This is a genomic window from Klebsiella sp. BIGb0149, assembly GCF_004362605.1.
Classification (GTDB): domain Bacteria; phylum Pseudomonadota; class Gammaproteobacteria; order Enterobacterales; family Enterobacteriaceae; genus Klebsiella; species Klebsiella terrigena.
This window is the reverse complement of record NZ_SNYG01000001.1, coordinates 1279447-1303529: the sequence shown is the minus strand read 5'-3', so window position 1 is coordinate 1303529 and position 24083 is coordinate 1279447. Positions and strand designations below refer to the sequence as shown.

Here is a 24083-nt window from a genome sequence, read left to right as displayed (position 1 = left end):
GGGCGCCGGGCTCGGCGCAAAAAAGGTAAACGGGCAGCATTCTACCTGCGATAAGGGGAAAATAACAGGCTGCGTTTCAGCGCCTGCCCGGCGATGGCGGCGCAATGGCCGAACGACAGCGCGGTGCAAAAAACCAACAGTATGTTGTAACTAAAGAAGGGCTTTTTTTAAATCTTACTGGCCGTCAAGGCCGCGAATCGGTTTGATGGTGGACCACGAGCGGCAGGACGGGCAGTGCCAGTAGAGGCTGTGGGCGGTAAAGCCGCATTTTTGGCAGCGGTATCGCGGCTTGCTGCGTACCTGCTCGCCGACCATATTGCGCAGCACGCCGAGGCTCTCTTTCGCGCGCCCCTCTTCCGCTTCGTTAAGGTGGTAGTCCATCAGCTTATGGAAAACGCGCATCGTCGGATGGCGCTCAAGCTGACGGGTGACGTAGCTTTGGGCGGCTTCAATCCCCTCGCGCTGTTCGAGGATCTGCGCCAGCATCAGCTCGGCGGTCGCGCCGGTATTCTCATCAACGCAGCGGCGGAGAAACGCTTCCCACTCGTCGATTTTACCCAGCTGCTGGTAGCAGGTCTGGAGCATTTCGAGGGTCTCGCCGACCAGCTCTTTGTCCTGATTGATCACCCGTTCCAGGCTCTCGACCGCCTTCGGATAATCGCCCTTTTCCATCCATACCCGGCCCATCATGATCGACACCCTGGCGCTGTTGCGATCGGCCGCGGCGCCTTTTTTCAACAGCGACATGGCCTTATCCATATCGCTGTTCGCCATCTGCTGCAGCGCCAGCTCGCACCAGAAGTTGGCGATATCGCCGCGATGCTTCTCTTTGCCGAGCTTCACCAGACGTTCGGCTACATCAATGGCGGACTGCCAGTCGCTGGTGGACTGGTAAATCTGCAGCAGCTGCTGCAGCGCGCTGAGGCGAAAATCGGTTTCATCCACCAGCTGTTTGAACATGTCCTCCGCCCGGTCGTACAGGCCGGCGGCCATATAGTCACGTCCCAGCTGCTGCACGGCAAGCAGACGCTGATCGTAGGTCAGCGAGGCGCTTTCCATCAGGCTTTGGTGAATGCGGATAGCCCGGTCAACCTCGCCGCGGGAGCGGAACAGGTTGCCAAGAGTCAGGTGAGCTTCAACGGTGCCGGTATCCTCTTTCAGCATATCGAGGAACAGATCCACGGCTTTATCCTGCTGATTGCTCAACAGGAAGTTAACCCCGGTCACATAATCACGCGACAGGCGGCTAGCGTCGTCCTGTTTGGACTGTTGTGCACTTCTGCGCCCCATATACCAGCCGTACGCGGCGGCTACGGGCAAAAGCAGAAACAACAACTCCAGCATAAACGATTATTCCTTCACCGCAGGGGTGCCTGCATCGAGTGGCGCTACGCCCGCTGGCGCAATCTGATGCTCAAGGCGCTTAACTTTACGCTCGGCGCGAGCCAACGAGACGCGAACCCGCAGCCAGAAAAGGCCGCAGATCAGCCAGCCAATGGCAAACCCTGCCGCGAAGAGCACCGCCAGCAGCGTTGAAATGCGGAATTCACCCTGTGCGAGTAAATAGTTGAACGTAACCAGTTGGTCATTTTGCGCACCCAGCGTCACGGAGATGACGAAGATCGCGAGTACCAGTAAGAAAATGAGTAAATATTTCACACTACTTCCCGTTATGTGGGTTGCGCGAAAAAATCCCGCGTTCAGCCCTATAAAGTATCATTTTCGCTGCAGCGGTGGAATGGAAAAGCACGACACCACTGCAGGATATGGGGCCAGATGGCGCGAAAAACAACGTTAGCCCTGTTATTGCGTCCGTTTCTTAATATCCTGCGCCTCTTCCCCGGGCGGCGTCAGCGGGCCACACAGCCGCTGTGTCAGCCAGGTGGCCAGCGTCACCAGCAGCCAGGAGATAAGCGTGGCAACGAGCAAATCCTGCGGCCAGTGCATTCCCAGCGCCAGACGGCTCCCCATCACCGCGGTGGCCCAGACCATCAGCAGCGCAATGGTCAGCCGACGGCGGCGCGGCCACAGCAGCCCCACCCCGAGCAGCGCCCAGCTGGCCGCAAACATGGTGTGTCCGGATGGAAAAGCAAAACCGGTCTCCTTCTGCCAGTGTTTGCGCAGGAATTTAGGAATTCCCTGCTCCTGAACCAGCTGTTCATGCACCAGTTTAGCGCGTTCTTTGCGTTTTAACGCGTAGAATTGATCGACCGGAACCTGCTGCGTTTTTTCCAGCCAGATAACGAAGGGACGCGGCTCCTGCACCTGGCCTTTGATCCAGGACTTAATGCCCTGCCCGAGCAAAATGGCCGCGGCCAGAATCATAAACAGCACCACCGCCGCCCGCAGGCGAAAGCGCAGGCACCACAGGAACCAGCCGCAAAGGATCGTATGAGTGATGATGCCCCACGGCTGAGTCACGCTTTCGGTAACCCAGTACAGCACCTTTAACCCCTGCTGCGGAAGTTCAGGATGCCACTTCCAGCCGGTGAGCCAAACCACTGCGGGCATAATCATTAATAGTGCCGCACCGGTGGCGGTTCGTCTGGCAATCGACAGCATTTCATCTCCTTAATCCTTTCTGCCGACTATCATAACGGAAAGTGGTTCGTTTGTGCGCTTTACGCGCAGGCAGCAGTGCGTAATTAGGAGAACCTCACGGCATTGTGGCAAAATAGCGGCAAACAGAAAGCACATTCAGGTGCTGACAAAGTCTGGAGAATCACATGCAGCTTAAACGTGTGGCAGAAGCCAAACTGCCAACCCCCTGGGGCGATTTCCTGATGGTGGGTTTTGAAGAACTGGCAACCGGGCAGGATCATGTCGCGCTGGTTTTCGGCGATATTTCGGGCCAGGCGCCCGTCCTGGCTCGCGTACACTCTGAGTGTCTGACGGGCGATGCCCTTTTCAGCCTGCGTTGTGATTGCGGTTTTCAGCTGGAAGCGGCGCTGTCGCACATCGCCGAAGAGGGTCGTGGGATCCTGCTGTACCATCGTCAGGAAGGCCGCAACATTGGCCTGTTAAACAAAATCCGCGCCTACGCCTTACAGGATCAGGGCTACGACACCGTAGAAGCGAACCATCAGCTCGGCTTTGCCGCCGACGAGCGCGACTTTACGCTGTGTGCTGATATGTTCAAGCTGCTGAACGTCGAGCGCGTCCGCCTGCTGACCAACAACCCGAAAAAAGTAGAAATTCTGACCGAGGCCGGGATCAATATCGTGGAGCGCGTGCCGCTGATCGTCGGACGCAATCCGAAAAATGCCCACTATCTGGATACCAAAGCCGCCAAGATGGGGCATCTGCTGAATAACTGATTCGGCAGCATAGATTCAGGGCCAGCGATTGCTGGCCCTTTTTTTTACAGCATATTGCGGATCACATAGTGCAGAATGCCGTCATTCTGATAGTAGGTCAGCTCCGTGGCGGTATCGATACGGCAGCGGCAGGCAATCACCTCCTGCTTCCCGTCCGCCCGCGTCAGGGTCACCGGCACCGTTGCGCCGGGTTCTAACGCCTGCAGCTGGCTGATATCAATCCGCTCTTCGCCGGTGAGCCCCAGCGTTTTGCGGGTTACGCCCTGCGGGAACTCCAGCGGTAAAATCCCCATGCCGATCAGGTTAGAACGGTGAATACGTTCAAAGGATTCGGCAATTACCACCCGTACGCCGAGCAGACGCGGGCCCTTCGCCGCCCAGTCGCGGCTGGAGCCGGAGCCGTACTCTTTCCCGGCAACCACCGCCAGCGGCGTCCCTTCGTCCTTATAGAGCATGGCCGCGTCATAAATCGCCACCGGCTCGCTGCCCGGCAGATGTCGGGTCATGCCGCCTTCGACGCCCGGCACCATTTCGTTACGGATACGGATGTTGGCAAAGGTGCCGCGCATCATCACCTCGTGGTTACCGCGCCGGGAGCCGTAGGAGTTGAAGTCGATACGCTCGACGCCGCGGTTTTGCAGATAGCGACCGGCGGGGCTTTCCGCCTTGATGCTTCCCGCAGGCGAGATATGATCCGTGGTCACCGAGTCGCCGAGCATTGCCAGAATCCGCGCACCGCGAATATCCTCTACCGGTTTGGGCTCAACGCCCATCTCATCGAAGAACGGCGACAGGCGGATATAGGTTGAGTCGCTCTGCCAGTCGTAGGTATCCGAACGCTCGACGTCGATAGCCTTCCATTCAGGCGTGCCTTCAAAAACCTCGGCATACTCTTTATGGAACATCTCGGTAGAAACCTGCTCTACCGCCCGCGCGATCTCCAGGCCGCTCGGCCAGATATCCTTCAGATAGACCGGCTGACCGTCGTTGCCGACGCCCAGCGGATCGCGGGTCAGGTCAACGTTCATATTGCCGGCCAGCGCATAGGCCACCACCAGCGGCGGCGAGGCCAGCCAGTTGGTTTTCACCAGCGGGTGAATGCGCCCTTCGAAGTTTCGGTTGCCGGAAAGCACCGCGCCTACGGTCAGGTCGCCCTTTTTAATCGCCTCTTCAATCGGCTCCGGTAGCGGACCCGAGTTACCGATACAGGTGGTGCAACCATATCCCACCAGATTAAAGCCCAGCGTATCGAGATAAGGGGTGAGTCCCGCATGCGCAAGATAATCAGAAACCACCTTCGATCCCGGCGCCAGCGAGGCTTTGACCCACGGCTTCGGCTTCAGGCCAAGCTCCACCGCCCGTTTTGCCAGCAGGCCGGCGGCCATCAGGACGCTGGGGTTGGAGGTGTTGGTGCAGGAGGTAATGGCGGCGATGGCCACCGCGCCGTCCGGCAGCGAATATTGCTGTCCGTTCAGCGTATAGTCGACCGGCCGTTTGTCTTTCTGCGCGTGGTTGACCTCCAGCTCGGTGCTGGCCGCAAACGCTTTTGGCACGTCCCCTAACGCGACGCGGTCCTGCGGGCGCTTAGGTCCGGCAAGGCTTGCTTCTACCGTGCCCATGTCCAGCGCCAGGGTACTGGTAAATACCGGCTCATCGCCGGTCATGCGCCACATTCCCTGCGCTTTGGCATAGGCTTCCACTAGCGCCACCTGCTCTTCACTGCGGCCGCTCAGGCGCATATAGCTGAGAGTCACCGCATCGATCGGGAAGAAGCCGCAGGTTGCACCATACTCCGGCGCCATGTTGGCGATGGTTGCCCTATCCGCCAGCGGCAGCGAATCCAGGCCGTCGCCGTAAAATTCGACAAACTTACCCACCACGCCGTGCTGGCGCAGCATCTGGGTGACGGTGAGCACCAGGTCCGTCGCGGTGATCCCTTCGCTTAATTTACCGGTCAGCTTAAAGCCGACGACGTCGGGGATCAGCATCGATACCGGCTGGCCTAACATTGCCGCTTCGGCCTCGATGCCGCCGACGCCCCAGCCGAGCACGCCGAGGCCGTTAATCATGGTGGTATGCGAATCGGTGCCGACCAGGGTATCGGGCCAGGCAAACCATTCGCCGTTATGCTCTTCGCTCCACACGGCCTTGCCGAGATACTCGAGGTTGACCTGGTGGCAAATGCCGGTACCCGGCGGCACCACGCTAAAGCGGCTGAACGCCTGCTGCCCCCAGCGCAGGAACGCGTAGCGCTCGTGGTTACGCTCCATCTCCAGGCGAACGTTCTCCTCAAAAGCGTCATCGTTACCAAAGCGGTCTACCGTTACCGAGTGGTCAATCACCAGGTCGACGGGGGAAAGCGGGTTAACCTTAGCGGTATCGCCTCCCAGGCGTTTTACCGCTTCGCGCATGGCGGCCAAATCCACCACCGCCGGCACGCCGGTGAAGTCCTGCATCAGGACACGCGCCGGGCGATAGGCAATCTCCCGGTCCGCATGGGCCTGCTTGAGCCAGGCGGCCAGGGCGTGGATATCCTCTGCGGTGACCGAGTCGCCGTCCTGCCAGCGCAGCAGGTTTTCCAGCAATACTTTAAGCGACTTCGGTAACCGGGTCAGATCGCCCAGTTCTTTAGCGGCCAGCGGGAGGCTGTAGTAGTGGTAGGTTTTATCATTGACCTGTAGCGCGTCCTTACTGGCTTCTCGTAGGGTTGACGACATAGCTCCTCCTTTATCTCAGGGATGGCATACCCTGATGCTCCTCAGGGTTTATATTAAAGATAACACATCCCAGGCATAACACTTTGATAACAACCCGAATTGCTAAAATCGGTAAAACCGCATCAAAGATATTGCACCAAAATAGACAGCAGGAATTTTGTGGTTATAAAGAGGCGAGTTCGGGAGGGATATTATTATTAGCGGAAGGAGAACTAAGTAGCGAAATGCGAAAAAGAACTAATCGCCGGTTCAGTGACGATTAGTTCAAAGGAATGGATTATTGATTAAAAACCATCGTGGCGAAATATATCCTCCTTAATGCCGTTGGTTTATTAAACTGGAATAAACACCGAGGTTCTTACTGTCATAAAAGTGACATTTTCAGCGAGACGAAAAAGCGTCGCTTAGCTCACGATCCAGACGTTACAGATGACTAGTGCAACGATACTCCAGAACATAGCCAGCCCGATGAACACAGCGCCCCAGGCCCGACTTCTCAACACAGGATCCACTTCCGTCTTGTCACCGGCCTGTGACATCGCCAACTTCATATAATCGATATCACTTATCATATCTTCACCACCAATCGTTGAAATTATCAGGTACAGTTAAATATTAATTACGGACCCTCTATTAATCCAGTGAATTTTGCCCAGAATTATTATCTTTAACCGTTAATTTGATCGGGGTAGGTATAATTGCAACCGTGTTAAAAGGAATAATGAAATTTGTGAGTTATACGAGGTTTACAATGTTAAATACGGTCCATTATAGGTATTGGCATCCCGGGGATGGGATGCCGAATATTTAGCCAAATCATTTTTCAGGCAGTTTAATATCCTTAAACATCGCCTCAATATCTTCATTCGAGCGTAAAGCCACCGCAGTATCCACCACGTCGCGCGTCAGGTGCGGCGCAAAACGTTGAATAAAATCATACATATAGCTTCGCAGGAAGGTGCTGCGGCGGAAGCCTATTTTCGTGGTGCTGTGGCTGAAAATGCCGTTGGCGTTAAGTTTCACGAGGTCCGGGTCGGACACCGGATCGACCGCCATGCTCGCAATAACCCCAACGCCCAGACCCAGGCGAACGTAGGTTTTGATGACATCGGCATCGGTAGCGGTAAACACGATGCGCGGCGTCAGGCCGGCGCGGTTGAACGCGGTATCAAGCTCGGAGCGTCCGGTAAAGCCAAAGGTGTAGGTAACCAGCGGATACTGGGCCAGCTCTTCAATCGTTACCGAGCCTCTGGAGGCAAGCGGATGCTCAGGGGTCACGACAATCGAACGATTCCAGTGGTAGCACGGCAGCATCACCAGGTCATCGTAGAGATGCAGCGCCTCGGTCGCGATAGCAAAATCGGCATTCCCCTTCGAGACCGCCTCGGCGATCTGCGTCGGCGACCCTTGATGCATATGCAACGAGACGCGCGGATAGCGTTCGATAAAGCCCTTAATCACGCCAGGCAGCGCGTAGCGCGCCTGGGTATGAGTGGTCGCCACGTACAGCGACCCCTTATCCGGCCACGTGTGCTCGCCCGCCACTGATTTGATGGCGTCAACTTTCGACAGCACTTCGCGGGCAATGCGGATAATCTCCTGACCGGCAGGCGTCACCTGAGTTAAATGCTTGCCGCTGCGGGCAAAAATCTGAATACCCAGCTCATCTTCCAGCATGCGGACCTGCTTGCTGATGCCGGGCTGCGAGGTATACAGGCCTTCGGCGGTAGAGGAGACATTTAGATTATGGTTAACAACCTCAACGATGTAGCGGAGTTGCTGTAGTTTCATGGCTGATATCCGTTAACGCGTAAAATGAATTCGCTTAATACAGTTGACGTTCAGGCTGCCTGTCGGCAGAGAGCTGCGGTTCGCCGCGCTGGCGCCGCAAAGCGTCCTGAAACGAGAATGTAGTAAGACGATTTAATAATAAAAAAGGGATTAACTATAACCACTATATCATTTATATCTACAGTGTATAGACGCTAACGGAAAATAATAAGGCGGTTATAAGCCCGAATAAATGCGGCAAAACTTCAAGGATTTCAGCAATCAACGGGAAAAGAAAAGGGCCGCAGTGCGGCCCTTTTGCGGGGTAAGGCGCTTACTTTTTCGCTTCAGTCCACTTGCCGTCGATGTAGAAGGCTGACCAGCCGGTGGCTTTGCCATCTTTTTCCGACGCAACGTACTGCTGCTTGGTTTTACGGCTAAAACGCACCAGCGTTTTATTGCCTTCCGGATCCTGCTGCGGCGCATCGGCAAGATAACGCAGCTTCTCGGCGAGGCGGTCACGGAAGCGGTACAGCTCCTCGACCAGCGGCGCGCGCGTTTCGCGGGATTTCGGGAAGGTATTTGCCGCGAGGAACACGCCGGCTGCACCGTCACGCAGAACAAACCAGGCGTCCGATTTCTCGCACGGCAGTTCCGGCAGCGGAACCGGATCTTCCTTCGGCGGCGCCACTTCCCCGTTACGCAGAATTTTGCGCGTATTCTTACATTCGTCGTTGGTGCAGGCCATGTACTTACCGAAACGCCCCATCTTCAGGTGCATCTCAGAACCACATTTCTCGCACTCAACTACCGGGCCATCGTAGCCCTTAATGCGGAACTCGCCCTCTTCAATCTCATAGCCGTCGCAGGTCGGGTTGTTACCGCAGACATGCAGCTTACGCTTAGGATCGATGAGGTAGCTGTCCATCGCCGTGCCGCACTTCTGGCAGCGGCGCTTGGCGCGCAGCGCGTTGGTTTCAGCATCGTCGCCTTCCAGCACGTTGAGCACTTCGTTTTCCGGCACCAGGTTAATGGTGGTTTTGCAGCGCTCTTTCGGCGGCAGCGCGTAGCCGGAGCAGCCGAGGAACACCCCGGTGCTGGCGGTACGAATGCCCATCTCACGCCCGCAGGTCGGACAGTCGATGCTGGTCAGCACCATCGGGTTAGGCTGCATGCCGCCCTCTTCCGGATCCTTCTCCGCCGTTTCCAGCTGAGCGGTAAAGTCGCCGAAGAAGTGATCCAGCACCTGCCGCCACTCGGCCTGATGATTCGCCACCTGGTCGAGACGGTCTTCCATCTGCGCGGTAAAGTCGTAGTTCATCAGATCGCGGAAGTTCTCTTCCAGACGATCGGTGACGATCTCACCCATTTTTTCCGCATAGAAGCGACGGTTTTCAACCCGAACGTAGCCGCGATCCTGAATAGTCGAAATGATCGACGCATAGGTTGACGGACGGCCAATACCGCGTTTTTCCAGCTCTTTAACCAGCGATGCTTCGCTAAAGCGCGCAGGCGGTTTGGTAAAGTGCTGCGCCGGGCTAAGTTCAACCAGGCTTAAGCTGTCGCCCTGATTAACCACCGGCAGGACGCGGTCTTCATCGCCCTTGCGCAGCGCAGGCATGACTTTGGTCCAGCCGTCAAAGCGCAGCGTACGGCCGCGCGCCTTGAGCTTAAAGTCGCCGGCTTTTACCGTCAGGGTGGTAGAGTCGTACTGCGCTGGCGTCATCTGACAGGCGACAAACTGGCGCCAGATCAGCTGATAGAGCTTCAGCGCATCAGATTCCATACCTTTTAAATCTTCCGCCATCACGTTGACATCAGAAGGACGAATCGCTTCGTGCGCTTCCTGCGAGTTTTCTTTGCTGGCGTACTGGTTGGCGTTCTCCGGCAGATACTTTTTGCCAAAGTTATCGCCGATATAGCCGCGCACCATGCTCAGCGCATCCTGACTCAGGTTGGTGGAGTCGGTACGCATATAGGTGATGTAGCCGGCCTCATACAGACGCTGCGCCATCATCATGGTTTTCTTCACCCCAAAGCCCAGACGCGTGCTGGCCGCCTGCTGCAGGGTTGAGGTGATGAACGGCGCGCCCGGCTTGCTGCTGGTCGGCTTATCTTCGCGTTCCAGCACGCTGTAGCCTGATTTCTCCAGCAGCGCGACGGCAGACATGGTCTCATCGCGGTTAACCGGACGGAACGGCTTGTCGTTCTTGTGCGTGACCTGCAGCGCTAAAGCGTCTCCGCCAGGCGTCGTGGTGCTGGCGTCAATCTCCCAGAACTCTTCCGGGACGAAGGCTTTAATTTCGCGTTCACGTTCGACCACCAGGCGGACGGCAACGGACTGAACGCGGCCCGCGGAGAGGCCGCGCGCTATTTTTTTCCACAGCAGCGGGGAAACCATATAGCCCACTACGCGGTCCATAAAACGGCGCGCCTGCTGGGCATTAACGCGATCGATGTTCAGTTCGCCCGGCTTGTCAAAAGCCTGACGGATCGCGTTTTTAGTAATTTCGTTAAATACAACGCGGCTGTAGCGTTTTTCATCACCACCGATAACTTCCCGCAGGTGCCATGCAATGGCTTCCCCTTCGCGGTCAAGGTCAGTTGCGAGATAGATGTGGTCGGCTTTTTCAGCCAACTGCTTGAGTTCTGAAACTACCTTTTCTTTACCCGGGAGTACTTCATAGTGCGCATCCCAGTCATGCCACGGGTCAACGCCCATGCGATTGACCAGAGCGCTACGTTCGTCCTTTTTAGGCTTTTTGGCCCCTTTGGTGGCGGTAGAGTCGGCGCTCTTTTTGGAAGCTGAGCCACTGGTCGGCAAATCGCGGATATGACCAACGCTGGACTTAACCACGTAGTCATTACCCAGATACTTATTGATCGTTTTGGCTTTTGCCGGGGACTCAACGATAACGAGAGCTTTACCCATATTCACCTTTACCTAATTTGATTCATCCAGGAATACATCGCACATTGATTCACCATCCGCTGGCGACGTCCGTCATATGTTGCGTCGTCGTCGAAGGATATCAACCCTCTGCACGTCCGGCCTCACGTCCATAAAACCAGATAGCCGGGTTTACTGACTTTGTCTAGCCAGGCGACATAGCACGAATAATTTTTGGCCGAATGTCAAGCAAATCTGCTGCCAGATCGCTGAAAGCGTCACACTGTACCTGATAAAATTCGTTACGCAACTTTATTAGCATGCAAAAACGAATCCTGCCAGTAAAGTCATGTTTCTTAGGCCCTTGCCAGTACCCCTGCAGAATAAATGGAAAATTTGCCCCTGCCCGCCGCGCGGCGTAGACTATGGCGCGAAGAATCACAGGAGGCCGTAATGCAAGGTACAACCCAACCCATCGATCGCCAGACGCTGCTTGAAAAAGCCAATAAACTTATTCGCGAACATGAAGATACGCTAGCCGGGATCGAAGCCACCGACGTCGTTCAGCGCAACGGTATTCTGGTATTTAGCGGCGAGTTTTATCTTGACGAGCAGGGTCTGCCTACGGCAAAGAGCACGGCGGTATTTAACATGTTTAAATACCTGGCGCACGCGCTGTCTGAAAAATATCATCTGGTCGATTAAGCCCTTGCGTTTTGCAGGGCGCTAAACGATAACGCGAGGCCAGGGCCTCGCGTTATTTTGTCTACATCAGCGGTTTTTGTCCCCGCTGCCACCAGCGCAGCAGCAGACGATCGGCGCTTTCAGCGGCGCTGCCGGTGAAGCGGTCAAACATCTTTTTCCTCTGCTGATAGCGCACGCTAATCACATCGTGGCTGTCGATCAGCCCCAGCAGCAGCTCATCGCTGGTTTCTACGGCATCGACCAGCCCTTTCTCCAGCGCCTGAACGCCGTACCAGTGCTCGCCGGTCGCCACCTGCTCAATATCCAGCGTCGGCCGCATTTTGTGGACGAAATCTTTAAACAGCTGATGGGTATCGTTCAGATCTTCCCGGAACTTACGCCGCCCTTCGTCGGTGTTTTCACCGAGCATCGTCAGGGTGCGCTTGTACTGCCCGGCGGTGTGCAGCTCAATATCGATATCCTTGTTCTTAAGGAAACGATTAATGTTTGGGATCTGCGCGACCACGCCGATGGAGCCGAGAATGGCAAACGGCGCCGAGACGATTTTATTGGCCACGCAGGCCATCATGTAGCCGCCGCTGGCGGCAACTTTGTCTACCGCCACCGTCAGCGGAATTTGCTTGTCGCGAAGGCGCTGCAGCTGCGAGGCGGCCAGGCCGTAGCCGTGCACCACGCCGCCGGGGCTTTCCAGGCGGATAATGACCTGATCGCGCGCTTTCGCCGTTGCCAGCACGGCGGTGATCTCTTCGCGCAGGCTGCTCACCTCGTGGGCGTCCATGCTGCCTTTAAAGTCGAGCACCCAGGCGCGCGGTTTGCCGTTTGGCTCCGTCGAACCGAGCTTCGCCCGCGCCTTCGCGGCCCTCGCTTCCTGCTTGAGCTTTTTCTTTTGCGCTTTATGCCAAAGCTTCTGCTGCGGGCCGTCGAGCAGCGCTACCGCGAGCTCCTCCCGCATCTCTTTATACTGCTCGCTAAGGTTGGTGACCCGCAGCTCCCCGCGCTGTTTCTTACGCTGAGCGAGGTTAACGATAATTACGGCGATAACCGCAATAGCGACGACAACAGTCGCGATTTTGGCCAAAAATAAGCCATATTGAGCAAGTAATTCCACGTTTTCACCTTGTGTAAACCACTGACGTTGAAGCACAGTGTACATCAGCCTTTGCCGGGAAGTCTCTGCGCTTTGTGTCCTGTGCGAGTCGCCTTCTTGTTTTTTTCAGCGACGATGAAATCGTTGCAAGATATTAATTCCGCAAAGAGTTTCCGCTTCGCCGATTGCATTACCCGGCCGTTTCAGGCATAAAACGCAAAAGTGAACGACCGAAGAGAAAGCGTGACCCGTCAGCAGGTCACCCAAGGAGTCACCGTGCACTATCAGCCGCAGAATCATTTATTGAAAGATCGCATCATCCTGGTGACCGGCGCCAGCGACGGGATCGGCCGCGAAGCCGCGCTGACCTACTCCCGATACAGCGCCAGCGTTATCCTGCTCGGCCGTAACGAAGATAAGCTGCGCCGCGTGGCGCAGGAAATTGAGCAGGACGGCGGGATCCCGGCACCCTGGTTTACGCTCGATCTGCTCACCTGCACCCCGCAGGAGTGCCAGCAGCTGGCACAGCAGATAAGCGTCCACTACCCGCGCCTCGACGGCGTATTGCACAACGCCGGTCTGCTCGGCGACGTCTGCCCGATGGACGAGCAGAAGCCGGAAGTCTGGCAGCAGGTTATGCAGGTCAACGTCAACGGTACCTTTATACTGACCCAGGCGCTGCTTCCTTTATTACTCAAGTCCGAGTCCGGTTCGCTGGTTTTCACCTCATCAAGCGTAGGCCGTCAGGGTCGCGCCAACTGGGGCGCCTACGCGGCGTCGAAATTTGCCACCGAAGGGATGATGCAGGTGCTGGCGGAGGAGTACCAGAGCCGCCACCTGCGGGTTAACTGCATCAATCCGGGCGGCACGCGTACGCAAATGCGCGCCAGCGCCTTCCCGACGGAAGATCCACAAAAGCTTAAGACCCCCGCCGATATCATGCCGGTTTATTTATGGCTGATGGGCGACGATAGCCGTCGCAAAACGGGAATGACCTTCGATGCCCAACCGGGGCGCAAACCAGGAATTGCACAATGAGTGAAGAACGCCACCGCGAACGCCAGCAGCGGGTAAAAGAGAAGGTCGACGCCCGAATCGAGGCAGCTCAGGAAGAACGCGGCATTGTTATCGTCTTTACCGGCAACGGCAAAGGTAAAACCACCGCCGGTTTTGGTACCGTTACCCGCGCCATCGGGCACGGTCAAAAGGCCGGCGTGATCCAGTTTATTAAGGGCACCTGGCCGAACGGCGAACGCAACCTGCTGGAGCCGCACGGCGTCGAATTTCAGGTAATGGCGACCGGCTTCACCTGGAATACCCAGGATCGCGAAAGCGATACCGCCGCCTGTCTCGCCGTGTGGCAGCATGCTCTGCGCATGCTGTCAGACGAGAGTCTCGACATGGTTCTGCTCGACGAGCTGACCTATATGGTGGCCTATGACTATCTACCGCTTGAAGAGGTGCTTAGCGCGCTGCGCCGTCGTCCAGCCCGGCAAACGGTGATTATCACCGGCCGCGGCTGCCATCGCGACATCGTGGAGCTTGCCGATACCGTCAGCGAATTACGCCCGGTTAAGCACGCCTTTGACGCCGGTATTAAGGCGCAGATGGGCATTGACTACTAAGAACCAGCCTCTCCAGCAGCGCGTCGTTTAGCGCCAGGCACAGGCAATCCTCGCCCTGAGCCAGCACGCTTTCGAGGCTGTTTTGTCGGGAGATAAAGTGCTTACGGTACTCTGTCGGCGTCAGCCCGCAGTATTTTTTGAAGGCGGCAATCAGGTACTTATGCTCCTGAAAGCCGCAGCTATGGCTAATGTCGGTAATTGGCGTGCGGGTATCGCGCAGCAGCGTCTTCGCCTTGTTCAGCCGCACCAGCGTCAGATACTCCTTGAAGTTGTGCCGGCTCACCTTCTTAAAAAGCCGCGAAAACCACGAATAGCTCATTCCGCTGCGGCTCGCTACCTCGCTGAGGGTCAGCGGCTGGTCAAAATGCTGGTTAATAAAGTCGATGCCTTTCTTTATCATCGCCTCTTCGCGCAGGGAGCTTTCCGCCTGCGGCACCGCGTCTCCCGCCAGCGCCAGCGCATCGAGCAGGAGATAGATAGTCGCGATGCGTTGAAACGGGGCGCGGTTGTCAATCAGCTGGCTGAGCAGGCTCAGCAGCCGTTGACGCACGACGCCATCGGCCTCGCTGTCGCCGCGCCCGGCGGTGCACCAGCTCAGCACCGGCGCGGGATGCAGCTCATCGAACAGGCCCGGTGAAAACTGCACGGTCACCAGCTGGCTGCCGGCCTCCTCCGCGCATAGCGAATGCACCGCCTCGGCGTTGATGTACAGCATGTCTCCCTGAGCCAGCTCCACGCTCTGCTGGCCGACAACGATAGAAAAGCGTCCCGTCAGCACGGTTATCAGCTCCGGCGCCGGGTGCCAGTGCGGTTCGCAGTAGCGTACCTCGGCGGCAAACGCGTTCAGCTTCTCGGCATCAAAAGCAATCAGCTCGTAGCCGCTGTTCACCGTATGCCGCCCGGCTTCCGTCGCCGAACGGGGGTGAGTGACTGAAAAGGGAAACATGCGCCATCTCCTGTAGTCGGACGATTATTCGCGCCCGGCAAGGACGCGATTCAGCTCGTCGCTGTCGATATCGAGCGCCAAAAACTCCGTCAGGGCGATCAGCAGGCCGCAGAAGAGATCCGGCGCCAGCTGGATCAGCCGCTCGCGGATCTGCGCCGGCGGCAGCTGGCTCTTGCGCGCAATCAGGGCAACCACCCGGTCAAGCGCCGCGGGCTGCTGGATCAGCTGCTGCAGCGAATTGTCATCCCGCAGCGGCACGTAGCGCGGCGCAGTGGCCACTTCGACGTCGGCGACGAGAGGCAGATCGCGCGAAGAGCCGCCAATCCGCACCTGCCAGTGGCCCGGAGTAATAACCCAGTCCGAAAGCCCGGGGTGATAGCAGGCCAGGTCGGCAATCGGCAGCTGCATACTGACGCGACGGCTCTCGCCGGGCGCAAGGGCCACTTTACAGAACGCCTTCAGCGCCCGATCCTCGCGGATCAGCTCGCCGTCCGGCGCGCTGACGTACAGCTGCGCGATCTCTTTTCCCGCCCGATCGCCGTCGTTGCTCAGGGTAAACGAGACGGTCAGCGTCTCGTCAGGACCGACGCGAGAGGCGGAAAGCTCGGGCTGGCCGTAGGTAAACCGGCTGTAGCTTAGGCCAAAGCCAAACGGGAACAGCGGCGTCATCCGCCGTTTGTCGTAGTAGCGATAGCCGACAAACAGCCCTTCGCCGTAATGGTGACGCAGGTTCTCTCCCGGGTAGTTTAGCCACGCCGGCGTCTCTTCCAGCGTATTCGGCACCGTCACCGTCAGTTTACCGCAGGGGTTACGCTGGCCAAACAGAATTTCCGCCACCGCCCGGCCCATGCCCTGCCCGGCGAAAAAGGTTTCCAGCAGCGCTTTACACTCCGCCAGCCACGGCATCACCACCGCATCGCTATTGGCCAGCACCACCACCACGTTGGGCTGCACCACCGCCACCTCGCGGAGCAGCCGTTCGTGTACCGCCAGGATGTTTAAATCATGACGGTCGCCGTTTTCGCCATCCTCACCCACCGCGGTACTGACGAAGATAACCGCCACGTCCGCCTCCTGCGCCACCGCTCGCGCCTGGGCCAGCGCCTGCTCATCGCAGCGCTCGTCGTCCGGAGCGCCAACCGCCCAGGTGACGGTAAAGTCGTCGCCCGCCAGATCGAAGATCTCGTCCAGCGGACGATCCAGCAAATAGGGTACCGTGGTGGCGCAGCCCGATCCCTGAATCACCGGCTCCTGCGCCGGCTTGCCCAATACCGCAATCCGCCGGCTGCGCTCCGGGGTCAGCGGCAGCAGATTGTCTTCATTTTTCAGCAGGACGATTGACTCCCCGGCCAGCTGCTGCGCCAGCTGGTGATGGGCCGTGAAGTCAGCCCGGGTCTCCGGGCGACGGTGGCGCTGCACCTTTTCCAGCAGCGCCAGCATTCTCCGGCAGGCGCGGTCGACCACCGCCTGAGGCACCTCTCCTGACTCGATCGCCGCCAGCAGCGTCCGCTTGTCGCGGCGGGTTTCCGGCATCGCCAGATCGTTGCCCGCCAGCAACGACGCCGGGCGGTCCTTGATGCCGTACCAGTCGGACATCACCAGCCCGTCGTAGCCCCACTCATCCCGCAGTACCTGGGTCAGTAAAAAGGGGTCCTGCGAAGTCTGTACGCCGTTGAGGCGGTTGTAGGAGGACATCACCGTCCACGGCTGCGATTTCGCTATCGCCCGCTGGAATCCGGCGAGGTAGATCTCACGCAGCGCCCGCTCTTCGATTATCGAATCCATTTCGGTGCGGCGATATTCAGAATTATTGGCGGCAAAATGCTTGAGGCTGGCGCCTACCCCTTCGTGCTGCAGGCCGTTGATCAGCGCCGCGGCAATATCGCCGGAGACAACCGGATCTTCGGCATAGTATTCATACCCCCTGCCGGCGAGCGGCGTGCGGCGAATATTGATGCCGGGCCCCAGCAGGATCCCGACCCCCATCTGCTGACATTCGCGGCCCAGCGCCTGGCCCATCTGATAGACCAGCTCCACGTCCCAGCTACAGGCTAAGCTGGAGCCGTTGGGAAAGCAGGTTGCCGGCAGCGAGGCGCTGAACAGCGCTTCGCTGCCGCCTTTTGCCGTCGGCTCCTCCGCGCTGACCTGGTCAGCGGTTTGGGTGATGACCGAAATAAAGTCATCCATGCTCCACTTTTCGCTGCCGTCGATTTGTGCGCTGCTGTAGCGCACGCCGTAGGTTCCGTCGGTCATCACGATATCGTTGATGCCATGCTGCGGCAGCGATGCCGTGCGCCACAGGCCGCTGCCGGTCAGCAGCGCCACTTTTTCCTCTGCCGTCATCGCCGCAATCACGGTATTAAATTCACTCTTCATCTCTCTGGCTCCCTGAGGTTACAGCGCATTCTGCTTGCGCAGGCTAATTTTATGGACAATATCGCGGTAGGTTTTTTCATCCAGCGAATAGCACGCCACAAATATGGCGCTGAGGGCAAACATGGCACCGGGGAATAATGTCATCAAAATATTAATCCCGTTAATCGCGCTCGCCGTGATACTCCCTGCATCATAATGATAATAGTCCAGCATCCATCCCGCACAGCCGCCGCCTATCGCCATCGCGATTTTAGTGATGAAATTAAAGAAGCCGTAGATCGCGCCTTCACTGCGCACGCCGTGATGCCATTCGGCATATTCTACGGTGTCGGCAATCATCGACCACATCGCCACAAAGCCCATTCCCAGCGTAATGCTATACAGGCATACGCCGGTCATAATCAGCCACAGGTTATTTCCGGCCACAAAATACTGCATCATCACCCCCAGGATACCAATCCCCAGAGCAATCAGCGTCATTCTCTTTTTACCCATCAGGGCAATAATTTTTTCAGAAATAACCGTCCCGACAATATACGCCGCTGACTGAATCAAAAAGAAGGTCGCGGTATAGCCTTCGCTGCCAATGATATATTTAATAAAATAGATCGCTATCGCCATCCAGACGGTATAGGCAATATAGAAGAACACCGTAAACAGCGACAGGTTAAGTAGCGGCGTATTGCCCGTCACCGCACGCAGCATCTCGCGCAGCGTCGGCGCAGGCGCCTCATCCTCGTCTTCGCCCACCCGCTCTTTGGTCATGCCAAAACAGGCGAGGAACAGAAAGGTGGCCAGCAGCGCAAAGCACGAAACCGCGAAAACGTAGCCCGTCTGTTTATCCGTAAACGGCGAAATCAGCAGATCGGCAGTCGTCGAAACAATTAAATAGCCGACGATCGCCAATACGAAGCGATATACCGACAACGACGAGCGCGAAGCTTCATGCTGCGTCAGGCGGTTAGTCAATGCCGAGTACGGCGTATTGACCGCGGTATACGCCAGGCAATATATCGTATAAGAGATTAAGGCAAAATAGAATTTCGCTTCGCCGCCAAACGGTACAAAGCACAGCACCGTCAGAAAACCGAGCGGAATCGAACCGTATAATAACCAGGGACGCAGCTTACCGTAGCGGCTGCGCGTTTTATCAATCGCCAAACCAATCAGGATATTAAAAATAGCATCAATTACCCGGGCAATAACAAATATCAGACTGGCCTGTACCGCGCTAATGCCATAAATATTGGTATAGAAGAAGAGTAAAAACAGCGAAACGAAACCAAATGATAAATTAGAAGCAAAGTCGCCGAAGCCGTAGCCTATTTTCTCTTTAACTCCGATAACCACGTAGCTGGCCGATAGTTTTCCTGCTGTATCCATTTTTGGCTACCTGTTTTTGTAATCAGTGTTGCCAGTATATGGCGTTCGCCGCCGCTTCACTTTGCGTTATTTGTCCGGGTATTTCCTGTTTTTTGTCTTTATACGGAAGTGTGAAAGGAGTCACATCAGGCAGGGAAAATAAACGTCCGGCGGGAGCCGCCGGACGCTACAACATCAATCTTTGCCACGACCCGCAGAGCGGCGGTTATTGCTGCTACCCACCTGGCTATGGCGTTTAACCGCGCGGCGGATCTGGTTCGCCTTCACGCGGCGACGATCTTTCTCTACCGCCACTTTAGAGGCGGTTTCCGCCGGCAGCTCCACCAGCTCGCGCAGGTAGTTAGTCTGCGCCAGGTCCAGCTCGGTATAGCCGCCGCGAGGCAGGCCTTTCGGCAGCAGAATGTCGCCGTAGCGCACGCGGATCAGGCGGCTCACCTGGACACCAACCGCTTCCCACAGGCGACGAACCTCGCGGTTACGCCCTTCCGTCAGGGTGACGTTGTACCACTGGTTAATCCCTTCGCCACCGGTGAATTTGATGGTTTTGAAGGCCGCAGGGCCATCTTCCAGCTGCACGCCGCGCGACAGCTGACGCAGCTTATCTTCATCGACCTGGCCGAATACGCGTACGGCATATTCACGCTCAACTTCCCGGCTCGGGTGCATCAGTCGGTTCGCCAGCTCGCCATCGGTGGTGAACAGCAGCAGGCCGCAGGTATTCACATCCAGACGACCTACCGCAATCCAGCGCGCGCCGCGCAGCTTTGGCAAGCGGTCGAAGACCGTCGGGCGGCCTTCCGGATCGTTGCGGGTGCAGAGCTCGCCTTCCGGCTTGTAGTAGGCCAGAACGCGGCAAATTTGCTCAGCGGACTCTTTCACCGAAATCAGGTGACCATCGATACGAATTTTTAAACCAGGAACAATTTCTACGCGATCGCCGAGGGTGGCGATTTTGCCATCGACGCTGACGCGGCCAGCTTCGATTTTGGATTCAATTTCACGGCGGGAGCCGTGGCCGGCGCGGGCCAGCACTTTCTGTAGTTTCTCGCTCATTGAGCTTCCTTAAGGTGTCGCCTTCCCAGGCGTCTGATATACTTTATGAAACAACAAGTTAATAAAACCATGCCCTGTTGTTAGGTAAATACTTTTGTCCCGAAGGGGTACCGCAGCCGGAGTCTGATAACCGTCACGACTGAGACACGCCTGCAAACGTGGTCGCACATATTACACTAACTTCAAAATGAATGCTTCTTCAGGTTATATTCGCCGCGCTCTGGCAGCGGCGCCCGGAGGTGGGCTGCATTGATTATGAACCAGCCGCGGTCATTTATCCCTGTCCCGGTGCGAAATCCTGCGCTATGCAGCAATAAAATGTCGCAAGCCTGCCGCCCGTAGTTGCTGTTCGCCAGGCCACGCGACCACAAGCATGGCGCTCTCCCCTCCGGAGACTGCGGCGCTCAGTCGCCGCCCTTAGCGCCCCCGCTCTGCCGGTAATAATGCTGCGCGAGGATTTTCCCGATCCTCTCCGGCGCGAGCCCCTGCTGCATCAATGTCAACAGCGTCTGCATAATCGGTAAAACGTGGCGCAGATGCAGCATGTAACCGTCGCAGAAGTAATTCTTATTGGGTCGTCCATCGTCGGACAGCATGAAGCGGTGCTTCGGACAGCCGCCGTTGCAGACCGGGCGGAGCGAACAGTTAATACATTCGCGGCCGATGTTGGTCCGCTTACGCTGGGCAAAGGCGATATTCTGCGCCGAGTTAACCAGCGCGGAGAGGCTATCGTGGTTGATGTTGCCCAGCTTATGCTCGGGATAAACGAAATGATCGCAGGAATAGATATCGCCGTTGGACTCCACGATCGGATTGTCGCCGCAGGTTTCGCTCATCACGCAGGAGCCGGATCTGCCGGCTATTTTTGCCAACGTCTGCTCGAAGTTCATCACGAACGCGCTTCCCATATCGTTTTGCACCCAGCTATCGAAGATAGCGTTGAGAAAGCGCCCGTACGCTTTGGCCGGCACCGACCATTCGGTCACCCGGCACTGCGCGGAAAAATCAGGAGAAATCAGCGTCAGACCGTTGGCATCGGGCTGTGCGGCTCGCCGCTCCACCAGCGGAATAAACTGCATGTAGCGGCTGCCGATATGCTTAAGGAAACGGTAGATTTCCAGCGGCCGTTTGACGTTTTCCGCATTCACCACCGTCAAGGTGTTGAAATCCACATTGTGCCTTTTCAGCGCCTCCAGACCGCGAATAACGGCGTCGAAGGTACTTTTCCCCCCGCGCGTCAGGCGATACGCATCGTTGCTGAGGCGATCGCCATCGAGGGAGAGACCGACGAGAAAACCGTGCTGTTTCAGGAACCGGGCCCAGTCATCATCGAGCTTTATCCCGTTGGTCTGAAAAATATTGTCGATGCGCTTCCCGCTGCGGTAGCGCTCCTGCAGCCGCAGCGCCTCGCGGAAAAAGTCAATCCCGAGCAGGGTCGGCTCGCCGCCCTGCCAGTGAAAATGAACCGTTTGCCCCGGCTGGCTGGCGATATTTTTCCGCACGTAGTTTTCCAGCGTCGCGCCGTCCATTTTCCAGCGGGCCTGCTGCTGCGGATAGAGCCGCCGCTTTTCCAGATAGTAGCAGTAGGTGCAATCGATATTGCACACCGACCCCGACGGCTTCGCCATCAGCTGGAACTGATTGATATGATGACTCATAGCCCGAGATAGCGAATAACCGCGGGTTTCGCCGGTTCGCCGCCGCGCGTGGTCACGCCATCCAGCCAGCTATCCAGCAGCTCCGGACGGCGTTTTAACTCTTCTCGCGCCGCCTGCTGCGCCGTTTGCTGCTGGTCCAGCATCCGGGCGATCACCGCGTTTTCCAGCCCGACGTTAAATGTCAGCTGGCTGTAAAAGCGATTCAGATTCGGGCATTCAGCGGCAAAATTCTTCCGCGTCACCGTATTCACCGTAGCGCTGCCATAGTTAGCGCCAAAGTACCGGTCGCCGCCGCTGAGGTAGACCAGCCGGAAGCGCGTGTTCATGGCGTGCGGCTCCCAGCCGAGGAACGCGATCCACTGCTGACGCTCCACCGCGCGCGCCACCTGCGCCAGCATGCCGCTTTCGCTGGACTCGACTAGCGTCCAGTTTTCGAGGGCGAAATCATGCGCATCAAGCATCTTCTTCAGACTGAGGTTAGCCGGCGCGCCGGGGGCAATGCCGTAAATTTTATGGCCGAACTTATCGGCAAATTTTTGCAGGTCGGCAAAATCTTTTACGCCTGCGGCGGCGACGTAATCCGGTACGGCAAGCGTAAAGCGGGCGGCGGGAAGATTCGTGCCGAGCACCTTAATCGCGCCATCGGCGGTGAACTTACTGATAACCGGTTCCTGCGCGGGCATCCAGTTGCCGAGGAACACGTCGACCTGGCCGGTTTTCAGCCCCTGAAACGCCAGCGCCACCGACAGGTTTTGCACTTTTTGCCGATAGCCCAGCGCGTTCAGTATCGTCCCGGAAAGGGCGTTGGTCGCCGCAATATCCGTCCAGCCCGGATCGGACTGCGTAACGGTGGCACAGCGCGCGTCATCGGCGGCGAAGCCGCTCAGCGGCAACCAGCCGGCAACCGCCAGCAGCATCAGTCGGGTCATGCGTTTCATTTTCATTATGATTCCTGGTGTTTCACGGGGGAAGGATAGCGGGCGAACGCCTCTTGCTCATCCAGGGTTTGATGGTTACGGATATAGCGCGTTGATGCGCGCTGAAACGGCTGATAGTCCCAGTTCGGAATGGCATCCCGTCCGGCGACCTGGGTCAAAAACAGCCGTTTTTGCTGACTGGCGAGCACCTGCTGGTAGAGGGCATCGAGATCCCAGCGCCCCCGGATTTCATCGACGAACGCCTGCACGACCGTTTGGTAATGCGCATTCGCCGCCAGGTTCACCCGCTCATGGGGATCGTCGCGTAAATTGAACAGCTGCGGCGCCTCGCTGGCGGAATGAATGTATTTCCACTCGCCCCGGCGAAACATCAGCATCGGCCCGAGCGCGCCTTCGGCCAAATATTCGCTCACCGCGCCGTCCGGCCCAGGCAGGCCCTGGAGATGCGGCACCAGGCTGTTGCCGTCCAGCGGGGCGATGGCCTGCGCCTTGCGATCTTCGCCGCTGGCAAGCTCGACAAGGGTGGGTAAAAGATCCACCAGCGATACGCTTTCGCTGACCCGACGGGCCGCGAAGCGCGCGGGGTTATGCACGATTAACGGCACGCGCACGGCGTTCTCGAAGAAGTTCATCTTGTACCACAGGTCGCGCTCGCCGAGCATTTCCCCATGATCGGCAATCACCACCACCACGGTATTTTCGGCCAGCCTCGTCTCTTCGAGGGTGCGCACCATTTCGCCAAAGCAATCATCAACGTAGGCCAGGGCGCCGTAGTAGGCGTGGCGGGCGCGCCGAATATGCTCATCGTGGATCAGGCCCGGTTCCTGCTGATACATGGCGCGCATCCGCGCCGAATGCGCATCGTCTGCAATATCTTTGCCGCGCGTGACGGGCATATCGATATCTTCCTGCGCAAAACGATCGAGGTAGCGTTTGGGTATCGCGAAGGGATCGTGGGGATGCGTTAGCGAAAGAAGCAGCATAAACGGCTGCTCTTCGGGACGGCGGGCGGCGTCATACAGGCGCTGGCGGGCGAGGAATAACGCCTCATCATCGAAATCGAGCTGGTTGGTGCGCACGCACTCGCCGGCTTCCAGCACCGAGCTCATGTTGTGATACCAGTCGAGACGGCGTTCCGGGTGTTGCCAGTCCGGCGTCCAGCCGAAATCGGCGGGGTAGATATCCGTTGTCAGCCGTTCGTCAAAGCCGTGCAGCTGATCGGGGCCGCAGAAGTGCATTTTCCCCGACAGCCAGGTGCGGTAGCCCTGTTCGCGCAGATAATGGCAAAAGGTCGGCGAGTCGGCGTGGAACTCGGCGGCGTTGTCATACACCTGGTTGCGGGAAATATACTGCCCGGTCATCAACGATGCTCGCGATGGCGCGCACAGCGGGCTGTTGCAATAGGCGGAATCAAATACCACCCCTTCACGGGCTAATTTATCTATATTTGGCGTCAAACTAACGTTATTCCCGTACGCTCTTAAGGCGCTGGCAGTTAACTGATCGGCCATCAGAATAACGATATTCGGTTTATTTATAAGCATGACCTACCTGCGAAGTAAAATAATTAATAAAACGTGTTAGCCTTATCTCATGTATCGACAGGCCCTGTGAAGGG

General features: G+C 57.3%; 19 protein-coding genes. 4 read left to right on the top strand and 15 right to left on the bottom strand.

What is annotated here, in order from left to right; translation table 11 throughout:
* Positions 1–174: 174 nt before the first annotated feature.
* From lapB to pgpB, 3 genes are all read right to left on the bottom strand, one after another.
* A complete protein-coding gene (gene lapB / locus EDF75_RS06230) occupies positions 175–1344 on the bottom strand; it encodes a lipopolysaccharide assembly protein LapB (RefSeq protein ID WP_133597818.1) in 1170 nt (389 codons plus the stop codon).
* Positions 1345–1350: 6 nt separating this feature from the next.
* Positions 1351–1659 (bottom strand): LapA family protein, encoded by a 309-nt coding sequence (locus EDF75_RS06225; RefSeq protein ID WP_133597817.1) that lies wholly within the window; start codon positions 1657–1659, stop codon positions 1351–1353.
* Positions 1660–1803: 144 nt separating this feature from the next.
* Positions 1804–2562, bottom strand: coding sequence for a phosphatidylglycerophosphatase B (gene pgpB / locus EDF75_RS06220; protein WP_133597815.1), 759 nt, complete (start codon positions 2560–2562; stop codon positions 1804–1806).
* Positions 2563–2726: 164 nt separating this feature from the next.
* Here pgpB and ribA point away from each other — a divergent pair, with 164 nt between their 5' ends.
* Positions 2727–3317 carry a GTP cyclohydrolase II gene (gene ribA / locus EDF75_RS06215; protein ID WP_041145188.1) on the top strand — a complete coding sequence of 197 codons (591 nt, stop codon included), beginning with the start codon at positions 2727–2729 and terminating at the stop codon, positions 3315–3317.
* 44 nt (positions 3318–3361) lie between these two features.
* Here ribA and acnA read toward each other — a convergent pair whose 3' ends face one another.
* The 4 genes from acnA to topA all read right to left on the bottom strand — a co-directional run bounded on the left by acnA (position 3362) and on the right by topA (position 10736).
* Positions 3362–6034, bottom strand: coding sequence for an aconitate hydratase AcnA (gene acnA / locus EDF75_RS06210; RefSeq protein WP_133597813.1), 2673 nt, complete (start codon positions 6032–6034; stop codon positions 3362–3364).
* 404 nt (positions 6035–6438) lie between these two features.
* Positions 6439–6606, bottom strand: coding sequence for a YmiA family putative membrane protein (locus tag EDF75_RS06205; protein WP_071844914.1), 168 nt, complete (start codon positions 6604–6606; stop codon positions 6439–6441).
* A gap of 244 nt (positions 6607–6850) precedes the next feature.
* Positions 6851–7825, bottom strand: a complete 975-nt coding sequence (cysB, locus tag EDF75_RS06200; protein ID WP_041145186.1) for an HTH-type transcriptional regulator CysB — start codon at positions 7823–7825, stop codon at positions 6851–6853.
* A gap of 313 nt (positions 7826–8138) precedes the next feature.
* Complete coding sequence (topA, locus tag EDF75_RS06195; protein ID WP_128878373.1) at positions 8139–10736, bottom strand: type I DNA topoisomerase; 2598 nt, start codon at positions 10734–10736, stop codon at positions 8139–8141.
* Between the two features lie 411 nt (positions 10737–11147).
* Between topA and EDF75_RS06190 the strand changes: the two genes are divergently transcribed.
* Positions 11148–11399: a YciN family protein gene (locus EDF75_RS06190; protein WP_041145184.1), complete on the top strand. Its 252-nt coding sequence runs from the start codon at positions 11148–11150 to the stop codon at positions 11397–11399.
* A gap of 61 nt (positions 11400–11460) precedes the next feature.
* On the opposite strand, the gene sohB is transcribed toward EDF75_RS06190, so the two are convergent.
* Positions 11461–12507, bottom strand: coding sequence for a protease SohB (gene sohB / locus EDF75_RS06185; RefSeq protein WP_133597811.1), 1047 nt, complete (start codon positions 12505–12507; stop codon positions 11461–11463).
* Between the two features lie 255 nt (positions 12508–12762).
* Between sohB and EDF75_RS06175 the strand changes: the two genes are divergently transcribed.
* The gene (locus EDF75_RS06175) at positions 12763–13524 is read left to right on the top strand and encodes a YciK family oxidoreductase (RefSeq protein WP_133598024.1); all 762 of its coding nucleotides are present in this window, start codon (positions 12763–12765) and stop codon (positions 13522–13524) included.
* On the top strand, positions 13521–14111 hold the full coding sequence (cobO, locus tag EDF75_RS06170) for a cob(I)yrinic acid a,c-diamide adenosyltransferase (protein WP_045855061.1): 591 nt from the start codon (positions 13521–13523) through the stop codon (positions 14109–14111). The genes EDF75_RS06175 and cobO overlap by 4 nt, the downstream gene beginning before the upstream one ends.
* Here the strand turns inward: cobO and EDF75_RS06165 are convergent.
* The 7 genes from EDF75_RS06165 to betC all read right to left on the bottom strand — a co-directional run bounded on the left by EDF75_RS06165 (position 14083) and on the right by betC (position 24009).
* A complete protein-coding gene (locus EDF75_RS06165) occupies positions 14083–15057 on the bottom strand; it encodes a helix-turn-helix transcriptional regulator (RefSeq protein WP_133597807.1) in 975 nt (324 codons plus the stop codon). The genes cobO and EDF75_RS06165 overlap by 29 nt on opposite strands.
* Before the next feature lie 24 nt (positions 15058–15081).
* Positions 15082–17433 (bottom strand): beta-glucosidase family protein, encoded by a 2352-nt coding sequence (locus EDF75_RS06160; protein ID WP_133597805.1) that lies wholly within the window; start codon positions 17431–17433, stop codon positions 15082–15084.
* Between the two features lie 18 nt (positions 17434–17451).
* Positions 17452–18816 (bottom strand): MFS transporter, encoded by a 1365-nt coding sequence (locus EDF75_RS06155; protein ID WP_133597803.1) that lies wholly within the window; start codon positions 18814–18816, stop codon positions 17452–17454.
* Between the two features lie 174 nt (positions 18817–18990).
* Positions 18991–19869 (bottom strand): 23S rRNA pseudouridine(2605) synthase RluB, encoded by an 879-nt coding sequence (gene rluB, locus EDF75_RS06150; RefSeq protein ID WP_133597801.1) that lies wholly within the window; start codon positions 19867–19869, stop codon positions 18991–18993.
* 404 nt (positions 19870–20273) lie between these two features.
* Positions 20274–21527 carry an anaerobic sulfatase maturase gene (locus EDF75_RS06145; protein WP_133597799.1) on the bottom strand — a complete coding sequence of 418 codons (1254 nt, stop codon included), beginning with the start codon at positions 21525–21527 and terminating at the stop codon, positions 20274–20276.
* Complete coding sequence (choX, locus tag EDF75_RS06140) at positions 21524–22471, bottom strand: choline ABC transporter substrate-binding protein (protein WP_241783138.1); 948 nt, start codon at positions 22469–22471, stop codon at positions 21524–21526. Before choX ends, EDF75_RS06145 begins: the two co-directional genes overlap by 4 nt.
* A complete protein-coding gene (betC, locus tag EDF75_RS06135; RefSeq protein WP_133597797.1) occupies positions 22471–24009 on the bottom strand; it encodes a choline-sulfatase in 1539 nt (512 codons plus the stop codon). The genes choX and betC overlap by 1 nt, the downstream gene beginning before the upstream one ends.
* Positions 24010–24083: the final 74 nt, after the last annotated feature.

What these genes read in the sequence shown, in the direction of transcription:
- choX (WP_241783138.1), bottom strand. Translation starts at nt 22,471, where the DNA reads ATGAAAATGAAACGCATGACCCGACTGATGCTGCTGGCGGTTGCCGGC.
- EDF75_RS06160 (WP_133597805.1), bottom strand. Translation starts at nt 17,433, where the DNA reads ATGAAGAGTGAATTTAATACCGTGATTGCGGCGATGACGGCAGAGGAA.
- acnA (WP_133597813.1), bottom strand. Translation starts at nt 6,034, where the DNA reads ATGTCGTCAACCCTACGAGAAGCCAGTAAGGACGCGCTACAGGTCAAT.
- topA (WP_128878373.1), bottom strand. Translation starts at nt 10,736, where the DNA reads ATGGGTAAAGCTCTCGTTATCGTTGAGTCCCCGGCAAAAGCCAAAACG.
- betC (WP_133597797.1), bottom strand. Translation starts at nt 24,009, where the DNA reads ATGCTTATAAATAAACCGAATATCGTTATTCTGATGGCCGATCAGTTA.
- EDF75_RS06155 (WP_133597803.1), bottom strand. Translation starts at nt 18,816, where the DNA reads ATGGATACAGCAGGAAAACTATCGGCCAGCTACGTGGTTATCGGAGTT.
- pgpB (WP_133597815.1), bottom strand. Translation starts at nt 2,562, where the DNA reads ATGCTGTCGATTGCCAGACGAACCGCCACCGGTGCGGCACTATTAATG.
- cysB (WP_041145186.1), bottom strand. Translation starts at nt 7,825, where the DNA reads ATGAAACTACAGCAACTCCGCTACATCGTTGAGGTTGTTAACCATAAT.
- rluB (WP_133597801.1), bottom strand. Translation starts at nt 19,869, where the DNA reads ATGAGCGAGAAACTACAGAAAGTGCTGGCCCGCGCCGGCCACGGCTCC.
- EDF75_RS06145 (WP_133597799.1), bottom strand. Translation starts at nt 21,527, where the DNA reads ATGAGTCATCATATCAATCAGTTCCAGCTGATGGCGAAGCCGTCGGGG.
- EDF75_RS06205 (WP_071844914.1), bottom strand. Translation starts at nt 6,606, where the DNA reads ATGATAAGTGATATCGATTATATGAAGTTGGCGATGTCACAGGCCGGT.
- EDF75_RS06190 (WP_041145184.1), top strand. Translation starts at nt 11,148, where the DNA reads ATGCAAGGTACAACCCAACCCATCGATCGCCAGACGCTGCTTGAAAAA.
- cobO (WP_045855061.1), top strand. Translation starts at nt 13,521, where the DNA reads ATGAGTGAAGAACGCCACCGCGAACGCCAGCAGCGGGTAAAAGAGAAG.
- EDF75_RS06165 (WP_133597807.1), bottom strand. Translation starts at nt 15,057, where the DNA reads ATGTTTCCCTTTTCAGTCACTCACCCCCGTTCGGCGACGGAAGCCGGG.
- ribA (WP_041145188.1), top strand. Translation starts at nt 2,727, where the DNA reads ATGCAGCTTAAACGTGTGGCAGAAGCCAAACTGCCAACCCCCTGGGGC.
- lapB (WP_133597818.1), bottom strand. Translation starts at nt 1,344, where the DNA reads ATGCTGGAGTTGTTGTTTCTGCTTTTGCCCGTAGCCGCCGCGTACGGC.